This is a genomic window from Patescibacteria group bacterium, assembly GCA_041651355.1.
Classification (GTDB): domain Bacteria; phylum Patescibacteriota; class Patescibacteriia; order Patescibacteriales; family UBA12465; genus JAPLVX01.
On record JBAZJK010000001.1, the window covers coordinates 863,787 to 881,714 of the forward strand.

The following is a 17,928-nucleotide window of genomic DNA, read 5'->3' on the forward strand; positions in this document are numbered from 1 at the left end:
CGTTTATGCGGGTATCGTATAGTGGCTATTATGCGACCTTGCCAAGGTCGAGAGGGGGGTTCAATTCCCCCTACCCGCTCCATTTACGGGGGTTTATAACCCCCAGATTACAAAAACCCTCGTAATGAGGGTTTTTGTTTTATAAACTTTATGGATTTGAGAGAAGGCAAAAAACAATCAGAGAAGGAGTGTGTCGAACGTTTTTTATTTGGGGAGGACTATCTCAAAATGGAACAAAATAATTGTTTGGATAAAAAAGGAGTAGATGTATTAGTTCATATCAATAATAAAGAATTTAAAAAATTCCAGATAGTTAATGCAGACAAAAACCAGGCCGGTAAGATTGGAGTCTACAGCGCAGAAAGAAGAAAACACAGAAGAAAAATAGTTTTATTTGCACGGAGCAATAAAACTATTTTTAAAAAGTTTGATAATGAGGTTGAGACTACATGTGCCGATGTTGTTTGTTCTATAAGAGAAAAAATTGAAAAGTATAGACAACAAAATAAAGATATAAACGATATTGTTTTGTTGGCTGATGACGCAGGAGATATACCCGCTAGCATCTTGAGCCAAATGAAAGCTGATAATCTTTGTTTGCTGGAAGGCTCCGGCTTTAAAGAAATTTGGTATGTTGGAATGAATAGCAAATTTAAACTTTATTAATTTATAACCAAACTGTAAAATAGGGCTACACAAAAACAATCTCTCTAGATGTGCTATAATTCAAATATAAAGATTTTAAATATATGATTAGAAGGATTTTTTTAACTTCTAGCGTTAAGTTAATCGCTCAAGATATAGCTAAAAAAATTGGTGGGGCAAAAGGTAAGCGCTTGCTCTATATCTATACCGCTTGTGAGCTAAAGTTGGGTGAAGCTTGGCAGAAAGCAGACAAAGATGCTTTAACTAAGGCCGGCTTTAAAATCACTGACTATACATTAAGCGGTAAAACAAAACAGGAAATAGCAAAAGAAATTAAAAAAGTCGACGTCATTTATTTTACCGGTGGTAACACTTTTTATCTTCTCCAACAGATACAACTCAGCCAATCAGCTGATTTATTTAGGAAGGCGGTTAAATCCGGCAAGATTTATATCAGTACCAGCGCCGGCTCTATCGTGGCTGGTCCTGATATTTATCCCACCTATAAACTCGATAATTTGAAACAGGCACCTAAACTTAAAGGCTACAAAGGCTTGGGCTTGGTGGATTTTGTTGTTTTCCCTCATTGGGGTAGCAAACATTTTAAGGAAAGGTATCTTAACCATAGATTAGCCCATAACTACAACACTAAGAATAAGCTTATACTCTTAAATGACTACCAATATATCCAAGTGGAGTCCGATTGGTATAGAATCGTAGAGGTAAAACATTAATTTGGGTAAGAAAAAATTAGCTAAGTTACAAGAATGGCCGGTTAAGGCCGTTTTTGCTTAGAAGTTAGTGGTTATTGACAATAATATTTTTATATGTTATTATAGTTTATCTTAGATCTTTTTATCCAAAATAAGCAAAATAAACACTTAAAATAAACACATAAAAAACAAACCAGTAGAAAATGGAAGTAGCAGCAGAAATCAGTAAAGCCGTCTATGAAACGGTCGTAACCAGGGAGAGAACAGTGGTTTTCATCCCAAAAAATGTTGAAGTAATCAACGAGCACACCTATGGGGATCCTCCCTACAAAGTTCCCCGGCACTACCACCGTGGTATCGCCACCTTCGGAGTCAACGAGGCCGGCGTACCGATATATGTTAATGTTCATTATTTCGGCTTTAACGTTAAGCATCTGGGGAAAAACGTCTCAGCGACGGTTTCCGTTAAGATCAAAAGCAAAGCCGGTAAAAAGTACGTTATCATTGATGTCAATCGTGACCAGAAAAAGGAAAATGACCGGGGGCAGTGGCTCCTGAAAATCGGTGTTGACACCGAAGGTGTCACCTCGGACAACATTGAGGAAACTGCCCCGGTCGTTATCCCGGGAACCGACAAGTGTGTCATGTTTAAGAGGATTAAGTAATCCTCAAAAGCTCTTTCAAAAGGGCCTGTCTAAAAGCAGGCCTTTTTGTTTGACTATTTCTTAATTTTACGATAAATTAGTATTACATATGCGTATAAAATTCCATCGGCTTGAAGCCAAAGAAAAGAAGTTTTTCAAAGCAAACAAGGACATCCATTCGCCTCGTGTTTTTTTAATTGATGAGAATGGCGAAAATGTTGGCATCATTGATACGAGCGAGGCTTTAGAAAGGGCTCAAGAGCTTGATATGGATTTGGTCGAAGTTAACCCGAAAGCCGACCCTCCAGTAGCTAAAATCCTAGATTTGGGACAATTTCGTTATGAGATGGAGAAAAAAGCCCACAAACAGAAAATCCAGCAAAAAAAGGTGGAAACCAAGAATATCCGTTTATCAGTCAGGATCAGCGAACATGATTTTAATTTTCGTATAAACCAGGCAGAAAAGTTTTTAAGTAAAGAAAATAAGCTAAAATTAGAGCTAAATCTTAAGGGGCGCGAGAAACAGTATCCAGAAAAAGCGGCTGAGACCATTAACGAATTCGTTAATAAGCTTAAGGAAAAATCTTCTTTAAATATCGAGGTAGAGCAAGGCTTGACAAAACAAGGGGGAAGGTTTACTATTTTATTAATCAATAAGAAATAATTAGCTTCAAAATCAGGTGATTTGCCTGTTTTTTTAATCATTTGACGTATGCCAAAGATCAAGACCCACCAAGCAACCGTGAAGAGATTTCGGGTAACTGCTAAGAAAAAGATTAAACACCGCAAAGGCGGCCAGGATCATTTTAATTCCCGAGAAAGCGGCAAGACTAAGCGTATTAAACGCTTGGATATTAGCGCTACTAAGACTTTGGTGAAAACCATTAAAACCTTAACCCCTTATAACTAAAAAATATGCCTAGAGTAAAACGTGGAACCACTCATGTAAAAAAACGCCGTAAACTTTTAAAACAGGTCAAAGGCTTTAAATGGGGACGCAAGAAATTAGTTAAATTAGCTAAGACGGCTCGCACTAAAGCCGGTGCTCATTCTTACGTTGACCGTCGCAAAAAGAAAAGAACCATGCGCGGCCTGTGGCAGATAAAGATAAACGCCTTTGTTCGCGAGCATGATTTGTCATATTCTAAATTCATTAAACTCTTGAAAGATAATAAGATTGAAATCGATCGCAAGATCTTAGCCGATTTAGCCGTAAATAATAAGACGGTTTTAGCAAATTTGATTAAGCAAATCAAAAAATAATTCATATGTTTTGGATAAAAATCGCCCAAATCGTTATTTCTGTTCTCTTGATCATCTCTATTTTGTTGCAAAATCGAGGCACTGGTTTGGGTAGCGCTTTTGGCGGGTCTAGTGGAGTTTATTTAACCAAGCGCGGTGTAGAAAAAAAATTATTCATCGCTACTATTATTTTAGCGGTTCTCTTTTTCCTAGTCTCTTTTGCTAGTCTTATTCTTTAAGACCCAGCGGAGACGGGCTTCTTTCTTCTTAAAATATTTTTGTGTCTCCTCTCTTAAATAAAACTATTTCTAATTCCAGAAAGTTGTTGAAACGTTTCCCGTCTTTTTTTTGGCGGCTTTTGGGACGTCGAAAAAGCCCAGAGTTGCCTATTGAAATCAATCAGCAGCTAGTTTATACCTTGGCGCCGAGCAAGATTCCGAACCAACGCCAGCTTCAACATCTGAAGAAATTTTTAAATCCTAAGGAGAATCTGATTATCAAGATTTGTGTTTTAGTTATCTTGATAAATGCTATTTTTTTAGCTTGGCGTTTTTATAATAAGCACCTCGTTTTAAGTCCGGCCAGTGGCGGCGAGTATAGCGAAGGCGTGGTTGGTTATCCTAAGACCATAAATCCTCTCTATGCCTCTAATCGGGATGTTGACAGCGACCTGAGCTATTTAATTTATTCCCGTTTGTTTAGTTATGACAGCCAGGGCAGATTAAGGCCTGATTTAGCTGCTAATATGGAGCTGAGCCCAGACGGGAAAGAGTATACGGTTAAGCTTAAGGAGGGGGTAAAATGGCACGACCATGAATCTCTGGACGCCGATGATGTTATTTTTACTTTCGCTCTAATCCAAGATCCGGAATTCCGTTCTGCTCTCAGGTCTAGTCTTGATGGCGTCAGTATTGAAAAAATAGACGACTTAACCGTCAAATTCATCTTACCTCAGTCTTATGCTGCTTTTGCTAACTCTCTAACCTTCGGAATTTTACCGGAACATGTCTGGTCTAATGTCGGACCCTCGGCGGCCACCGTTTCTGAATTAAATTTGAAGCCGATCGGCTCTGGACCTTTCAAATTCCAATCTTTAAGTAAGAATAAGAACGGCCGGATTAAGGAATACCGCCTAGAGAGAAATGATGATTATTACGATCGGCCGCCTTACTTGGAAAATATCGTCTTTGAGTTTTTTCCTGATATAAATGAGTTGGTGAGCGCTTTTAATGATGGCCAGGTCGACGGCTTAAGCTATATTCCTCTAGAATTTAGAAAAGAATTGTTGGCTCAGAATTCTTTGGTTTTCCATGAGCTTAAATTACCTAAGATCAAAGCGATTTTCCTGAATCAGGCCCAGAATAAATCTTTAGCTAATGCCAAGATCCGCCAGGCTTTGTTGCAAGGAATAGATCGCCAGGCTTTAATTAGTGATATTTTTGGGGACTCCGCTTGGGTTCTAAACGGCCCGATCCCGGTTTCTAGCCCTTTTTATAAGCCTGATTTAAACGTGCCAGAATATAATTCCGAGACAGCGGCTAATTTATTGAAAGAAGCTTTAACCGTAACTACAGTCAGCGGCCGTGGTGCCAAAAAAACCAGTAGCACCGAGGTCGGTAGTTTGGAATTAAAACTCAGTGCAGTCGATACCAGCGAGAATCAATTAGTCGCTCAAAAGATTAAATCCGATTGGGAGAAAATCGGCGTTAAGGTTGCTTTAGAATTCGTCTCTCCTGAGGCGGTAAGTAGCGAGCTTATCCGTGATAAGAATTATCAGGCTCTTCTTTATGGAGAGCAGACGGGCGCTGATCCGGATATCTATGCTTTCTGGCATTCTTCTCAGGCGGGAGATAAGGGTCTTAACCTGGCCAACTATAATTCATCTGAGGCAGATAAGATTTTAGAGAGTGGCCGAGCTAATTTAGATTATGATAGCCGTTTAGCTCAATACCGCAAACTGCAGGAATTAATCGTTAGCGATATTCCGGCCATATTTTTATACAATCCCGGGTATTCTTATGTTCATACCAAGAAGCTCAAGGGCTTCCAGGGTGAGGCCATCGTCGACCCCGCTGATCGTTTCTCTTCAATCGATGATTGGTATTTAAAAACCAAGAAAAAACTAGTCTGGTAGCTAACCAGAATATTTCATATTTTTGAAATTTTTACTCTAACAATTTAAATTAAACAAGAGAATTTTTTATAGCTCTGGTAGTGTCCAGTTTTGGCTATTCTTAAATTCTATTTTTCTCATGATTAACAAAAAAAGCAATTTCCCCGGTCGTCGTGGTTTTTCAGTGTATAAACCAGCGACCAGCGGCACGACTAAAACCAGCGGCTTAGCTGGTGATGACCAAAAACTGCCGACAGCACCGAAGCGCTATCCAACCAATCGTTTCAAGAACGTTTCGAACCAATTCAAACCCCAAGGCTCGGGTGAAAAACTACGCGTCATGTGTTTAGGCGGCTTGGAAGAGGTCGGACGCAACATGACAGTAATTGAATATAACAAAGAAATAATCATCATTGACATGGGCTTGCAATTCCCCGAAGAAGATATGCCCGGCATTGATTATATCATCCCCAATGTTTCCTATCTGAAGGATAAGAAAGACTGGATCCGGGGCGTAATTATTTCCCACGGCCATTATGATCATATCGGAGGCATCCCCCATATAATGGGGGAGATCGGTAATCCGCCCATGTTTATGGGCAAGATGACGGCTGGCCTAGTACGCAAGCGCCACCAGGAATATAAGACGGCGCCAACTTTAAAGATAAAAGAAATCGATGATTCTACAAGGATTAAATTAGGAGCCAGCTTCGACTTAGAGTTCCTGCGCGTTAATCACTCCATACCGGATTGTTTTGCCACCATCATCCATACCCCGGTTGGCACAGTCGTCCATACTGGCGATTTCAAAATTGATTTTACGCCAGTCAATGATAAGCCAGCTGACTTGAACCGCATGGCACAACTAGGCGCTCAAGGTGTCAGATTATTGATGTCTGATTCTACCGATGCTACTCATCCCGGTTATCAAGTATCAGAATCATATATCGGCGAAGAGATGGGTAAGATTTTCGAAAAGATTGATGGTCGGATTATTATCGGCACCTTTGCTTCTCAGTTGAGTCGCGTACAGAAGATCCTGGATTTAGCTGCCCGCTTTGGCCGCCGAGTCAGTTTGCAGGGACGGAGCATGAATTCTAACGTTGAAGTGGCCCATCAGATAGGCTACCTTAAATTCAACCCCAAAATCTTGGTTGATGATAAAGAAGTTAATAAGCTGCCGGACAATAAAGTGATTATCATCGGTACTGGAGCCCAAGGAGAGAGTAATGCTTTCTTAAATAGGGTCGTGACTGGCGAACATCGCGCTATCAGCCTTAAAAAGGGAGACACGGTCCTTTTTTCTTCCTCGGTTATCCCTGGCAATGAGCGCAGTATTCAAAATCTAATGGATCAAGTCGTCCGCCAAGGAGCCAAGATCATCCATTATAAAATGTTAGATATCCATGCTGGCGGCCACGCTAAGCAGGAAGACTTGAAATTGACCATGCGCCTATTGAAGCCGGAATTTTTTATGCCCATCGAGGCCAATCACTATATGCTTCAGGCCCATGCTGATCTAGCTGAGCAGGTCGGGATCCCTAAAGATAAGATCTTTGTGGCTGATAACGGCCAAGTGATTGAATTAAAGAAAATTGATAATAAGGTTGTGGGTTCCTTAACGAAAGAAAAAGTAATCACCGATTACGTCTTCGTCGATGGTTTAGGTGTGGGAGATGTTTCCGATATTGTCTTGCGTGATCGTTTGATGATGTCGGCTGACGGCATGATTGTTATTATTGCCACGATTGACTCTCACACGGGTGATATTATCGGCAATCCCGATATCATTTCTCGAGGCTTCGTTTACATGAAGGAGAACAGGGACTTAATTGAAAAAACTAGGATGAGAGTGAAAAAGATCGTGAAAGACAAGAACCCGATGACGGCGGCTGATGATGATTATATAAAGAATAAGATCAGAAATGATATTGGCCAGTTCTTGTTTAACTCCACTAAAAGAAGGCCGATGGTTTTGCCGGTGGTTATAAAAGTATAATAATTACTAATATTAAACAAAAATCCTTTAAATCAAAGGATTTTTTGTTTATTTAGCCAATTGTGCATAAAAGACTTGACTTTTTTTTCTTTGTGTGTTATGATGATAAATCGTCTATTATTAGATGTAATTGATCTTTCAAATCATATTCACCAAAAATAAATCCATGTATCATGAAAACCAAGGCCAAACCGCAGAACAAGACTGATTGCCCTACAGGCAGCCCCTATTACCGCGCTATTGCGGACCTGAAAACATCCCCGGCATACTCGGAAGAAGAAGGGCAAATATTAGCCAGAATTCTTTTCATTCTGATGGAAAGTCCATCAAGGATGAGAACATTCTGGGCTGATACTCCAACCCACCTCCGTGACTACGGCCCTCTCCGCGACCAGTTTATCCTGGCTAACAGGATGAACCGGATGATTCCGGCGAGCCTCACTCAATCGGATGTTGCCATGAGGGTAGCTGAACCTGAATTTAAAGTCAGATTCGATCTGGCAGAAATGAAAGGTGAATCCCGCGTGGTTTGCTACAATTATGTAGCTATGCCCGGTATCCCGAGGTAAAGCCGCCGCAATCTAATTTTTGAAGTAAAGAGCCCGATATTCCCCAGGAATAAAGGGCTTTTTTTCTTGACTTTTTTATGTTCCTATGCTATTATTAGTAGTGAAATTGATTAATTTATATATATTAAGCTATTCTTTATAAACTAAGAAATTTTTTAATTTATTACAATTGGTAAATTAAAATTGTGAAAGTTATGAATTTTGAAAATAAATCTATGGATACTACATTAGAAAAACCAAAGACCGCTGAAGACTCAAAGGAGGTTATGACATCTGCCGATGAGGTTGTTAGAGAAGCCGAACGTATCGCTAGCGGTGCACCCGCTCAAGAGGCCATCGCTCAGCAACATGCTAACGTTCTAAAGGATATTGAAAGTCTAGGCAAGCCAGAGGCTCCCACTAGCAACAAAGAGGTGGTTGGTTCCTTGTTTGCTAAAATGAACGAAGATTTAGTCTCAAAATCAGAAGAGCTAGCTAGTTTACAAAAAACCAATCGAAAATCATTTTTTGGAAAAATCCTGAATCTAGGAGCCCCCATCGATCAGAAGGAAATTCATCTAGAAAAAACAGTTAATAGCTTGAAGGCTGACAACAAGATGGTGGAAACCTTAAAATCTCAGAACGTGAGCGAAGTGGCCGCTATAAAATTAATGGATGATGTTGGTAGCCCCGAACACAGGATGATGGCAAAAAATGTGATAGATTTTGTTAAGAATAAATATGCAGACCTGGGTCCAGATAAAGTTAGAGAGATTGCCAAGCAATTTGCCGAAGAGTATGATAGCATAAACACTCAAGGTGCTGATTTTGACAGCATTAAAAAACAGATACAAAAAGAGTTCGATAAGAAGAAACAGTGGCAGAATACTCAGAATGTTGCTTAATTTGTAAGATTAAATTAAATATTCACCTTTAAGATATCTTCTAGTTTGTAGGCGGTCGCTCTTTTAAGCGGCCGCCGAGGTGGCTAGAAGGCCTTTCCGGAGGAAGAGAGGTTAAGTCTAATTTTTTTGTTTTCAGAAGGATTAGATGAAATAAAAATATGTCTGATATACAAGATCAAAACAATGATTTTTCTAAGTTATTAGAAAAAGACGACATCAACATCCCTCAGGTTGGTGATGTTATCAAGGGGAGAGTCGTTTCAGCTTCTAAGGCTGAAGTCAAGCTCGACGTTAATGGCGTCTTAATGGGGGTAGTTCGCGGCCCCGAGTTATATGATGAGGCTGAAGAATTTTCTAATTTAAAAATCGGCGACGAAATTGAAGCCGCTGTTATCGAAGAAGAAAATGAAAAAGGTGAATTGGAATTATCCTTCCGCCAAGTAGGCCAAGAGAAGGCCTGGGAAACCCTGCGCCAAGCTGGCAAAGATAAGACGATCGTCAAGGTTAGAGTGATCGATGCTAACAAGGGTGGATTATTAGTGCGTTATTGCCAGATTAACGGCTTTTTACCTGTTTCTCAACTAGCTCCAGAAAATTATCCCCGCATTTCCGGAGGTGATAAAAGCAAGATTTTGGAAAAGCTTAAATCTTTTGTTGGCCAAGACCTAGAAGTGAATGTGATGAATTTGAGTATAGAAGAAGATAAGGTTATTTTCAGCGAAAAAGATGTTTGGAATAAGAAACAGAAGCCAGCCTTAGATAAGTATAAGCCGGGTCAGGTAGTTGACGGCAAAATAACCGCCATCACTAATTTTGGTGTCTTTATCTCCTTTGACGAAAATATCGAAGGCTTGATCCATATTTCTGAATTAGCTTGGCAAAGGATAGATTCTCCAAATGAGCTATATAGGGTTGGTGATAAAGTTAAGGCGGAAATCGTAAGCATCGATGGTGCTAAAATATTTTTAAGCGCTAAAAGGTTATTACAGGATCCTTGGCGTGAAGCTAGCAAGAAATATAAAGCTGGTCAGGTAGTCAAAGGTGTTATCTTGAAAGTTAACCCTTTCGGCCTGTTTGTTAAACTGGATGAGGAAATCCACGGTTTAGCCCATATCAGCCAATTAAATTTAGAACCTAAAGCCAAGATTACCGAACTCTTTCAGGCCGGACAAGAAATTGATTTTGAGATAGTAAATATTTCCATCGCCGACCATCGTCTCGGTCTAAAATTAGCCGGTAGCGGTATCCCTCAGAAGGAAACCAGCACTGAACAATTAGCTGAATCAGAGGATGAGTCTCCAGAAGAAGAGAAGAAAGAAAAGAAAAAAAGCGCCAGTAAAGCTAAAAAATAAGTAATAGGGGCATTTTGCCCCTATTTCTGATTTTTGCTAAATTGCTAAAACCCTCTTTAAATTATATAATATGAGGGCTTAACTATGTCTATGAAGAATTTAATCAAGAATTTTCTAATTTTCTTTCTGGTGTTTTTAGTGATTGCCGGTATTTTTAGTTATTTTGGCGGCGGCCGCCAGGAAATAGCTACAGTCGGGCTGGAAACGATGATCAAACAGATTAATGACCAACAGATTTCAGAAGTTAAGATTAACGGCGACAAGATAAATATCACCCTTAAGGATGGAAAAAAAGAAGTCGTTAAGAAAGAAAGCACAGAATCTTTCTCCGCCTTATTAAATAATTTTAAAGTTGATCCATCTAAAACCGGGGAGATTAAGATCCAGATTGAGGAAAACTCCGGTTGGAATTATTGGTTGGGGTTAATTTTGCCCGTGCTCATTCCTTTTGTCTTAATTATCGCTTTCATGATGTTCACTATGAGAGGTTTGCAAGGAATGAATTCTCGGGCCATGAACTTTGGTCAATCAAACGCTAAGGAAGTCAGCCCGGAACAAAAAGACAAGGTTAGCTTTAAAGATGTTGCTGGAGCCAAAGAAGCCAAAGAAGAGCTGAAGGAAGTGGTAGATTTTTTGCGCTTCCCTAAAAAATTTCACGATCTCGGGGCCAGGATACCCCGAGGCGTCCTGTTATTAGGAGCACCTGGAACCGGTAAGACCTTGTTATCTCGTAGTGTGGCCGGTGAAGCTAACGTTCCGTTTTTTCACATTTCCGGTTCAGAATTTGTGGAAATGTTTGTCGGAGTAGGGGCTTCAAGGGTTCGGTCTTTATTCCAGAAAGCTAAAAAGAATTCTCCCTGCATTATCTTTATTGACGAGATTGATGCTGTCGGTCGGCGCCGTGGCGCTGGCCTCGGCGGATCTCATGACGAGAGAGAACAGACCTTAAACCAGATCCTGGTAGAGATGGACGGTTTTGAGCCGACTAATAATGTCATCGTAATCGCTGCCACTAATCGGCCCGATGTTCTAGATCCAGCCTTGCTTCGTCCGGGGCGCTTTGACCGCCAGGTGGTAATCGACTTGCCGGATATAAAAGATAGAGAAGAGATTCTCCAGGTTCATTCTCGAAAAAAACCCCTAGCCAAAGAAGTTGATCTGAGAAAAATTGCTGAACGCACTCCTGGTTTTTCTGGAGCCGATCTAGCTAATCTTTTAAACGAAGCGGCGATCTTGGCAGCGCGACAGGATAAGAAGATTATTGAAAATACTGAGTTATTCGAAGCTATTGAGAAGGTAATGATTGGGCCGGAAAGACGTAGCCGTATCATTACTGAAAAAGAGAAAAAAGTAACTGCCTATCATGAGGCCGGGCACGCCTTGGTCGCCCATTTTCTCCCCGCCGCCGATCCCGTTCATAAGATTTCTATTATTGCTCGTGGCCAGGCCGGAGGCTATACTCTTAAAGTTCCGACTGAAGACCGCCATATGCATCCTAAATCCGAATTTATCCAGGAGATAGCCGTTCTTTTGGCCGGCCATCTAACTGAAAAAGAAATCTTCGGGGAAGTGACGACTGGCGCTACTTCTGATTTACGTCGAGCCACTGCCATGGCTAGGGCCTTAGTCACAGATTACGGCATGAGCGAGCACCTCGGTCCGCGTACTTATGGCGAGAAAGAAGAAATGATATTCTTAGGACGGGAAATACATGAACAAAGGGATTATAGCGAGAAGATAGCCGAGAAAATAGATGAAGAGATAGCCGATTTCATTAAACAAGGTTCCGATCGAGCCAAGACAATAATTAGCGATCACAAGGAAGAATTAGAAAGAATCGTTAATGCCTTATTAACTAAAGAAACCTTAGAGAAAGATGAATTTGAGGCTTTGGTTGGACCTAAACCGCAGGCCTGATTGACTAATATTGGTTTTAAGATATACTAAAAATAGCTAAAACTTTAGAAAAATTTAATATTTTCAAGTTTTTAAATAAATAATATGCCTAATCCTAAAAAAAGAAAAACCCATTCCGCTACGCATAAGGGTAGAGCTCATTTAGCTCTTAAGAAAGTAGTCCTGAATAAATGCCCAAAATGTGGCAGCGCTAAGAAGCCTCATACCGTTTGCTCCTTCTGCGGTAGCTATAAAGGCCGAGCAGCGGTAAAGACCAAAACTAAGAAAGTTAATAAGACTAAAAAATAATCCTTGCCGAAAGCCAAACTGACCTTTGGCTTTTGCTTTAGCTCTTTATGTCTAATCGTCATTTAGCTCGCACTCTAGCTTTGCAAACCTTGTTTGCTTGGGATTTTAATGGCAAAAAGGCGGACAGCTTGGCAGATTTGATCGCTAGTAATTTTAGGAATTTCGCTCCTGATTTTAATGATGACGGCTTTGTTAGCGAATTGGTTGATGGCGTGGTTAAAAATCACTCGGAGATTGATAAGTATATTTGCAAATATGCTACTGAGTGGCCACTAGATCAGATAACTATCCTGGATAGGAATATTTTACGTTTGGGAATTTTTGAGCTTTTATATACCGCCACCCCACCGCTAGTAGCCATTAATGAAGCTATCGAGGTGGCCAAAAGTTTTGGCAGCGATTCTTCCGGGAAATTTGTTAATGGCGTTTTAGGAGCCTTATACAATGATTTGCCTGAAGATAAGAAGGCGAGTGGCAAGAAAGAGCCAGTCTCTACGCCCGGTAAAGACGGGCAAAGCCTTTAGTTTTATGAATAGCCTATCTAAATTACAAAAGAATTTAGGCTTGCAATTCAAGAATGAAGCTTTATTGCGCCAAGCCTTGATCCACCGCTCTTATCTTAATGAACACCCTGAATGCCAAACCGGCCACAATGAGCGTTTAGAATTTTTGGGTGACGCCGTTTTAGAAATAATTGTAACCGAGTATTTATATTTAAATTTCCTGGATACTCCAGAGGGTGATTTGACGAATTGGCGCGCCGCCCTGGTTAATGCCAAGATGCTTTATAATGTCGCCCTGGATTTAGAAATCGAGGGCAACCTCTATTTATCTAAAGGAGAAGCTAAAGATAAGAATAAGAAATCGCGGCATTATATCTTAGCCAACGCCATTGAAGCGATAATTGGTGCCATCTATTTGGATCAAGGGCTAGCAGCGGCTAAGAAATTTATCAATAAGAATATTATTGTTCGCTTGGATGACATTTTGCAGAATAAGCTTTATTTAGACCCGAAGTCCAGGTTTCAAGAAAGAGCTCAGGAGGAGGTTGGAGTTACTCCTCATTATGAAATTATTAAGGAAGAGGGCCCGGATCACGCTAAGAATTTTACAGTTGGCCTTTATTTAAATGATAAAATGGTGACTACCGGCAAGGGGTCCTCTAAGCAGGAAGCGCAAGTCCAGGCAGCCGAGAAGGGTTTAAAAAAAATGAATTGGTAATCCAATATTTAAATATACAAATTAATTCATCTTAACTTTATGTTAGATATCAAACATCTGTTACAGCTAGCCGCCACCAGGAATGCTTCGGATTTGCACCTAGTTGTTGGTTTGCCGCCGATTTTTCGGGTTGATGGCGAATTATTTAGTTTAGATGAAATTTTAAAAAAGAAGGGCGAAGGTGAAATAATCAACGAGCAAGAGCTCCAGGAGTCGGTCGGTTTGCTCCTTAGCCCAGAACAGAAGACTAAATTTTTTGTGGAAAGAGACCTGGATATCAGTTATGCTTTGAATGATCTGCGTTTTCGTATTAACTTGTCTTATGAAAAAGGCAATATGAAGATGGTGGCGCGCGTGATAACTGATGAACAACCGACTTTAGAACAGATTGGCATGCCTCAAGTGGTCTATGATTTATTGAACCTGCCCCAAGGCTTAATTTTATTAACTGGTCCGACCGGTTGCGGCAAGTCGACTACTCTAGCGGCGATGATAAATTATATTAATAATAATCGTAGCTGTAATATCGTGACTTTTGAGGATCCTATTGAATTTTTATTTAAATCTAATAAGAGCGTTATCACCCAGCGTCAGCTTGGCTCTGATATGTCCTCTTTTGCTAAAGGCTTGAAATATGTCTTGCGCCAAGATCCGAACGTCATCATGATAGGTGAAATGCGTGACTTGGAAACTATTGCCGCCGCCATTACCATCGCTGAAACCGGCCATTTAGTATTAGCGACTCTCCATACCTTTAATGCCGCCCAAACAGTCGACCGGATCATAGATATATTCCCTCCCCATCAGCAGAATCAGGTTCGCTCCCAGCTATCTTTGATTTTAGCCGGCGTAATATCGCAACGCCTTTTGCCGAAGATCGGCGGTGGCCGGGTGGCGGCGAGAGAAATTATGGTTAAGACCCCGGCGGTAGCCAACTTAATCAGAGAGAATAAGATTGCCCAATTGAGATCAGTCCTCCAGACTAGCGGAGCTGACGGCATGATGACTCTGGATAAGCATCTACAAGAATTATTCCATCAAGGCTTGATTACTAAAGAGGTGGCTATGGGGCAGATGGAAAACCCGAATGAATTAGCTTAATTTTATTCTTTTATTCCAGGCCTATTTTAGTCTTCTATAATGTTTAAAAACCCCTATTTTTATGGGGTTTTTTGACTCTTGACACATTTTTTAAATAGTATATAATTATTAGCAGTTTCTGATAGTCTAGAATTTAATAAAATATGTATAAATATCTTATCAAGTCTAAATTAAAGCGGTTATAAAATAATTGTTATTTTTCGATTATTTTGGAACCGCCACCCGCGGTTTTTTTGGACCTTAAAAGATTTTATATTTTAAATGATTGAACTCTGTGCGTTAAATTTAGCGCTCAGAACTAATCATTTAGGATGAACTTTAATAATTGAATAGGATTTATTCGTTTGACCTACGGATAAATCCAGAATAGAAAAACAAGATTAATTTCTTCTTTCATTTATTTTGCAATTTCTGGAAGAAGGAATTTATGCATTCAATTTGCTGAATGCACCAACTTTTATCAAAGTAAAATTTGAAAACAAAAGTGTGGGAAAATCTCAATAAGAGTATATGGTGGATGCCTGGACATAAAAAGACGATGAAGGACGTAGCAGCCTGCGATAAGCTTCGGTGAGATGGCAAGCAACCTTTGACCCGGAGATCTCCGAATGGGGAAACCTATCCTGATGAAGTCAGGATGACCCGCTTTTAGCGGGTGGAAGACCCGGCGAACTGAAACATCTTAGTAGCCGGAGGAAAATAAAAAAAGCCGTCAATCGACGGAATATTCCCTGAGTAGTGGCGAGCGAAAGGGGAACAGCCTAAACCTAAATTACCGCGAGTTTGACCCGGTTTACCGGGAAGGACTCTGAAGGTTCTATGACCACATGTTTTTTAGGGGTTGCGAGAGAGCGACGTTTGTCTCATAGATAAGACAAGGTCAAGTAAAAAATAACAGTCTTTAGTTGAAGCGAACTGGAAAGTTCGGCCAGAGAGGGTGATAGCCCCGTAAATAAAAAAGATTGTTGCTTGACGGTTGCTGATCTCAAGTAATGCGGGACTCGAGAAATCCCGTAGGAAGCAGGGTCGACTATGACCCAAGGCTAAATACTTTTTATGATCGATAGTGAACAAGTACCGTGAGGGAAAGGTGAAAAGCATCCCGTTGAGGGAGGTGAAATAGTACCTGAAACCGTATACTTACAAAGAGTCGGAGCCTCGGTTTACCGGGGTGACGGCGTGCCTATTGAAGAATGAGCCAACGAGTTTGTTCTATGTGGCTGACATAATCGCCGTTTGGCGAGCATGTATAGTGAAAGCGAGGGTTAATAGCCCGTATTGTGCTTCGCTTTTACGCATTAGTTTACTAGTGCGTTAAAGTGAAGTACACGTCGCATGGACAAGACCCGAAGCCGGGTGATCTAACCATGGCCAGGTTGAACCCTGTCGAAAGACAGGGGGAGGACCGAACCCGTAAGTTGTGCAACACTTTGGGATGAGCTGTGGTTAGCGCAGAAATTGTAATCGAACTCGGCAATAGCTGGTTCTCCTCGAAATAGCTTTTGGGCTAGCCTCGGATGCTTACTGCAGGGGGTAGAGCACTGGATGAGGGCGGGTCGCAAGATACCGTCTTCAATCAAACTCCGAATACTTGCAGGTGTAATCCGGGAGTCAGACAGCGGGGGCTAAGCTCCGTTGTCAAAAGGAAAACAGTCCAGACCGCAATTTAAGGTCCCTAAATCTAGACTAAGTGTGAAAGGTGGTGTTGTGACACTGACAATTAGGAGGTTGGCTTAGAAGCAGCCATCCTTTAAAGATAGCGTAATAGCTCACTAATCAAGTTGTTTCGCGCCGAAAATTTATCGGGGCTAAGTCTAGTACCGAAGATGCGGATTCTCTGATTTATTTCAGGGAGTGGTAGAGGAGCATTCTGTTCAGCGTCGAAGTCACGTCGCGAGGCGTGGTGGAGCGGACAGAAGCGAGAATGTTGGCATGAGTAGCAAAAAGGCGTGTGAAAATCACGCCCACCGAAAACCTAAGGTTTCCTGGGCAACGAGAATCGACCCAGGGTTAGTCGGTCCTAAGGCGAAACCCGTGTAGTGCGGGTGCAGTCGATGGCCAAGCTGGTCAATATTCCAGCACTACTGTATTTTTCCGATGGAGGGACGCAGTTCTAAAGTTTGAGCGTTCTATGATATGAACGTTAATTGTTCCAAGAAAGGATCTAGGTAAATCCGGATCCATCATTTCAAGGGATTGTTAAAAGTCGAAGTCGCAAGGCAGAGGCAATTCAAGTGGCAGAACTGTCCAGAAAATCTTCTAGGGCTAAGGATACAGTAACCGTACCGTAAACCGACACAGGTAGGTGAGGCGAGAAGCCTCAGGTGTATGAGAGAACCTTCGTTAAGGAACTCGGCAAAACAGCGGCCGTAATTTCGAGATAAGGCCTGCCTCCGCAAGGGGGCCGCAGCTAAAGAGCCCAAGGGACTGTTTATCAAAAACACAGCTCTCTGCTAACTCGCAAGAGGATGTATAGAGGGTGATGCCTGGCCAGTGTCCGAACGTTAAGAGGAGAGGTTAGCCGTAAGGCGAAGCTTTGAATCCAAGCGCGGATGAACGCCGGCGATAACTATAATCGTCCTAAGGTAGCGAAATTCCTTGTCGGGTAAGTTCCGACCTGCACGAATGGCTTAACCACTTGGGCACTGTCTCAACGAAGGACTCAGTGAAATTGCAAGACGAGTAAAGATGCTCGTTAACCATAGTCGGACGAAAAGACCCCGTGAAGCTTTACTACAACTTGATATTGAATTAGGGGTATGCATGTTCAGCATAGGTGGGAGCCTTCGGGCAACAGTGAGATACCACCCTTGTATGCTTTTAATTCTAACCTCGAGATTTTCGAGGGACAGTGTCTGGCGGGTAGTTTGTCTGGGGCGGATGCCTCCCAAAAGGTAACGGAGGCGTTTACAAAGGTTGGCTATCCCGGAATGGAAACCCGGGAGATAGTGTAAAGGCATAAGCCAGCTTTACTGCGAGACCTACCAGTCGAGCAGTCGCGAAAGCGGAACTTAGTGATCCGACCATTCAATATAGGATGGTGGAAGCTCATCGGATAAAAGCTACTCCGGGGATAACAGGCTAGTCACGCCCAAGCGTCCACAGCGACGGCGTGGTTCGGCACCTCGATGTCGGCTCGTCGCATCCTGGGGGTGGAGAAGCTCCCAAGGGTTGGGCTGTTCGCCCATTAAAGCGGCACGCGAGCTGGGTTCAGACCGTCGTAAGACAGGTCGGTCTCCT

17 protein-coding genes, 1 tRNA gene and 1 rRNA gene are annotated in these 17,928 nt (G+C 41.6%); all 19 read left to right on the top strand.

Going from position 1 to position 17,928, the window contains the following annotated elements; genetic code table 11:
* The first annotated feature begins 7 nt into the window (after nt 1-7).
* Nucleotides 8-82: transfer RNA gene (locus WC441_04415), tRNA-Gly, on the top strand.
* A 68-nt stretch (nt 83-150) separates the two neighbouring features.
* Entirely contained in the window at nt 151-666 is a 516-nt protein-coding gene (locus WC441_04420) for a hypothetical protein (protein MFA5163728.1), read from the top strand.
* Between the two features lie 83 nt (nt 667-749).
* Complete coding sequence (locus WC441_04425; GenBank protein MFA5163729.1) at nt 750-1,379, top strand: Type 1 glutamine amidotransferase-like domain-containing protein; 630 nt, start codon at nt 750-752, stop codon at nt 1,377-1,379.
* A gap of 182 nt (nt 1,380-1,561) precedes the next feature.
* Nucleotides 1,562-2,023 (top strand): hypothetical protein, encoded by a 462-nt coding sequence (locus WC441_04430; GenBank protein ID MFA5163730.1) that lies wholly within the window; start codon nt 1,562-1,564, stop codon nt 2,021-2,023.
* An 88-nt stretch (nt 2,024-2,111) separates the two neighbouring features.
* Nucleotides 2,112-2,666 (top strand): translation initiation factor IF-3, encoded by a 555-nt coding sequence (gene infC / locus WC441_04435; GenBank protein ID MFA5163731.1) that lies wholly within the window; start codon nt 2,112-2,114, stop codon nt 2,664-2,666.
* A gap of 48 nt (nt 2,667-2,714) precedes the next feature.
* Entirely contained in the window at nt 2,715-2,912 is a 198-nt protein-coding gene (locus WC441_04440) for a bL35 family ribosomal protein (protein ID MFA5163732.1), read from the top strand.
* A 5-nt stretch (nt 2,913-2,917) separates the two neighbouring features.
* The gene (gene rplT / locus WC441_04445) at nt 2,918-3,265 is read left to right on the top strand and encodes a 50S ribosomal protein L20 (GenBank protein ID MFA5163733.1); all 348 of its coding nucleotides are present in this window, start codon (nt 2,918-2,920) and stop codon (nt 3,263-3,265) included.
* Between the two features lie 5 nt (nt 3,266-3,270).
* Complete coding sequence (gene secG, locus WC441_04450; GenBank protein MFA5163734.1) at nt 3,271-3,483, top strand: preprotein translocase subunit SecG; 213 nt, start codon at nt 3,271-3,273, stop codon at nt 3,481-3,483.
* A 41-nt stretch (nt 3,484-3,524) separates the two neighbouring features.
* Complete coding sequence (locus WC441_04455) at nt 3,525-5,378, top strand: peptide ABC transporter substrate-binding protein (protein MFA5163735.1); 1,854 nt, start codon at nt 3,525-3,527, stop codon at nt 5,376-5,378.
* 118 nt (nt 5,379-5,496) lie between these two features.
* Entirely contained in the window at nt 5,497-7,356 is a 1,860-nt protein-coding gene (locus WC441_04460; GenBank protein ID MFA5163736.1) for a ribonuclease J, read from the top strand.
* Between the two features lie 173 nt (nt 7,357-7,529).
* Complete coding sequence (locus WC441_04465; protein ID MFA5163737.1) at nt 7,530-7,925, top strand: hypothetical protein; 396 nt, start codon at nt 7,530-7,532, stop codon at nt 7,923-7,925.
* A gap of 215 nt (nt 7,926-8,140) precedes the next feature.
* The gene (locus tag WC441_04470) at nt 8,141-8,809 is read left to right on the top strand and encodes a hypothetical protein (protein MFA5163738.1); all 669 of its coding nucleotides are present in this window, start codon (nt 8,141-8,143) and stop codon (nt 8,807-8,809) included.
* A 158-nt stretch (nt 8,810-8,967) separates the two neighbouring features.
* The gene (locus WC441_04475; GenBank protein MFA5163739.1) at nt 8,968-10,161 is read left to right on the top strand and encodes a S1 RNA-binding domain-containing protein; all 1,194 of its coding nucleotides are present in this window, start codon (nt 8,968-8,970) and stop codon (nt 10,159-10,161) included.
* Between the two features lie 90 nt (nt 10,162-10,251).
* Nucleotides 10,252-12,078 (top strand): ATP-dependent zinc metalloprotease FtsH, encoded by a 1,827-nt coding sequence (ftsH, locus tag WC441_04480; GenBank protein MFA5163740.1) that lies wholly within the window; start codon nt 10,252-10,254, stop codon nt 12,076-12,078.
* A gap of 84 nt (nt 12,079-12,162) precedes the next feature.
* Nucleotides 12,163-12,366, top strand: a complete 204-nt coding sequence (gene rpmF, locus WC441_04485; GenBank protein ID MFA5163741.1) for a 50S ribosomal protein L32 — start codon at nt 12,163-12,165, stop codon at nt 12,364-12,366.
* A 47-nt stretch (nt 12,367-12,413) separates the two neighbouring features.
* A complete protein-coding gene (gene nusB / locus WC441_04490; protein ID MFA5163742.1) occupies nt 12,414-12,890 on the top strand; it encodes a transcription antitermination factor NusB in 477 nt (158 codons plus the stop codon).
* A 4-nt stretch (nt 12,891-12,894) separates the two neighbouring features.
* The gene (rnc, locus tag WC441_04495) at nt 12,895-13,587 is read left to right on the top strand and encodes a ribonuclease III (protein MFA5163743.1); all 693 of its coding nucleotides are present in this window, start codon (nt 12,895-12,897) and stop codon (nt 13,585-13,587) included.
* A gap of 39 nt (nt 13,588-13,626) precedes the next feature.
* The gene (locus tag WC441_04500; protein ID MFA5163744.1) at nt 13,627-14,688 is read left to right on the top strand and encodes a type IV pilus twitching motility protein PilT; all 1,062 of its coding nucleotides are present in this window, start codon (nt 13,627-13,629) and stop codon (nt 14,686-14,688) included.
* Nucleotides 14,689-15,178: 490 nt separating this feature from the next.
* Nucleotides 15,179-17,928 (top strand): 23S ribosomal RNA (locus tag WC441_04505); the annotation flags it as partial.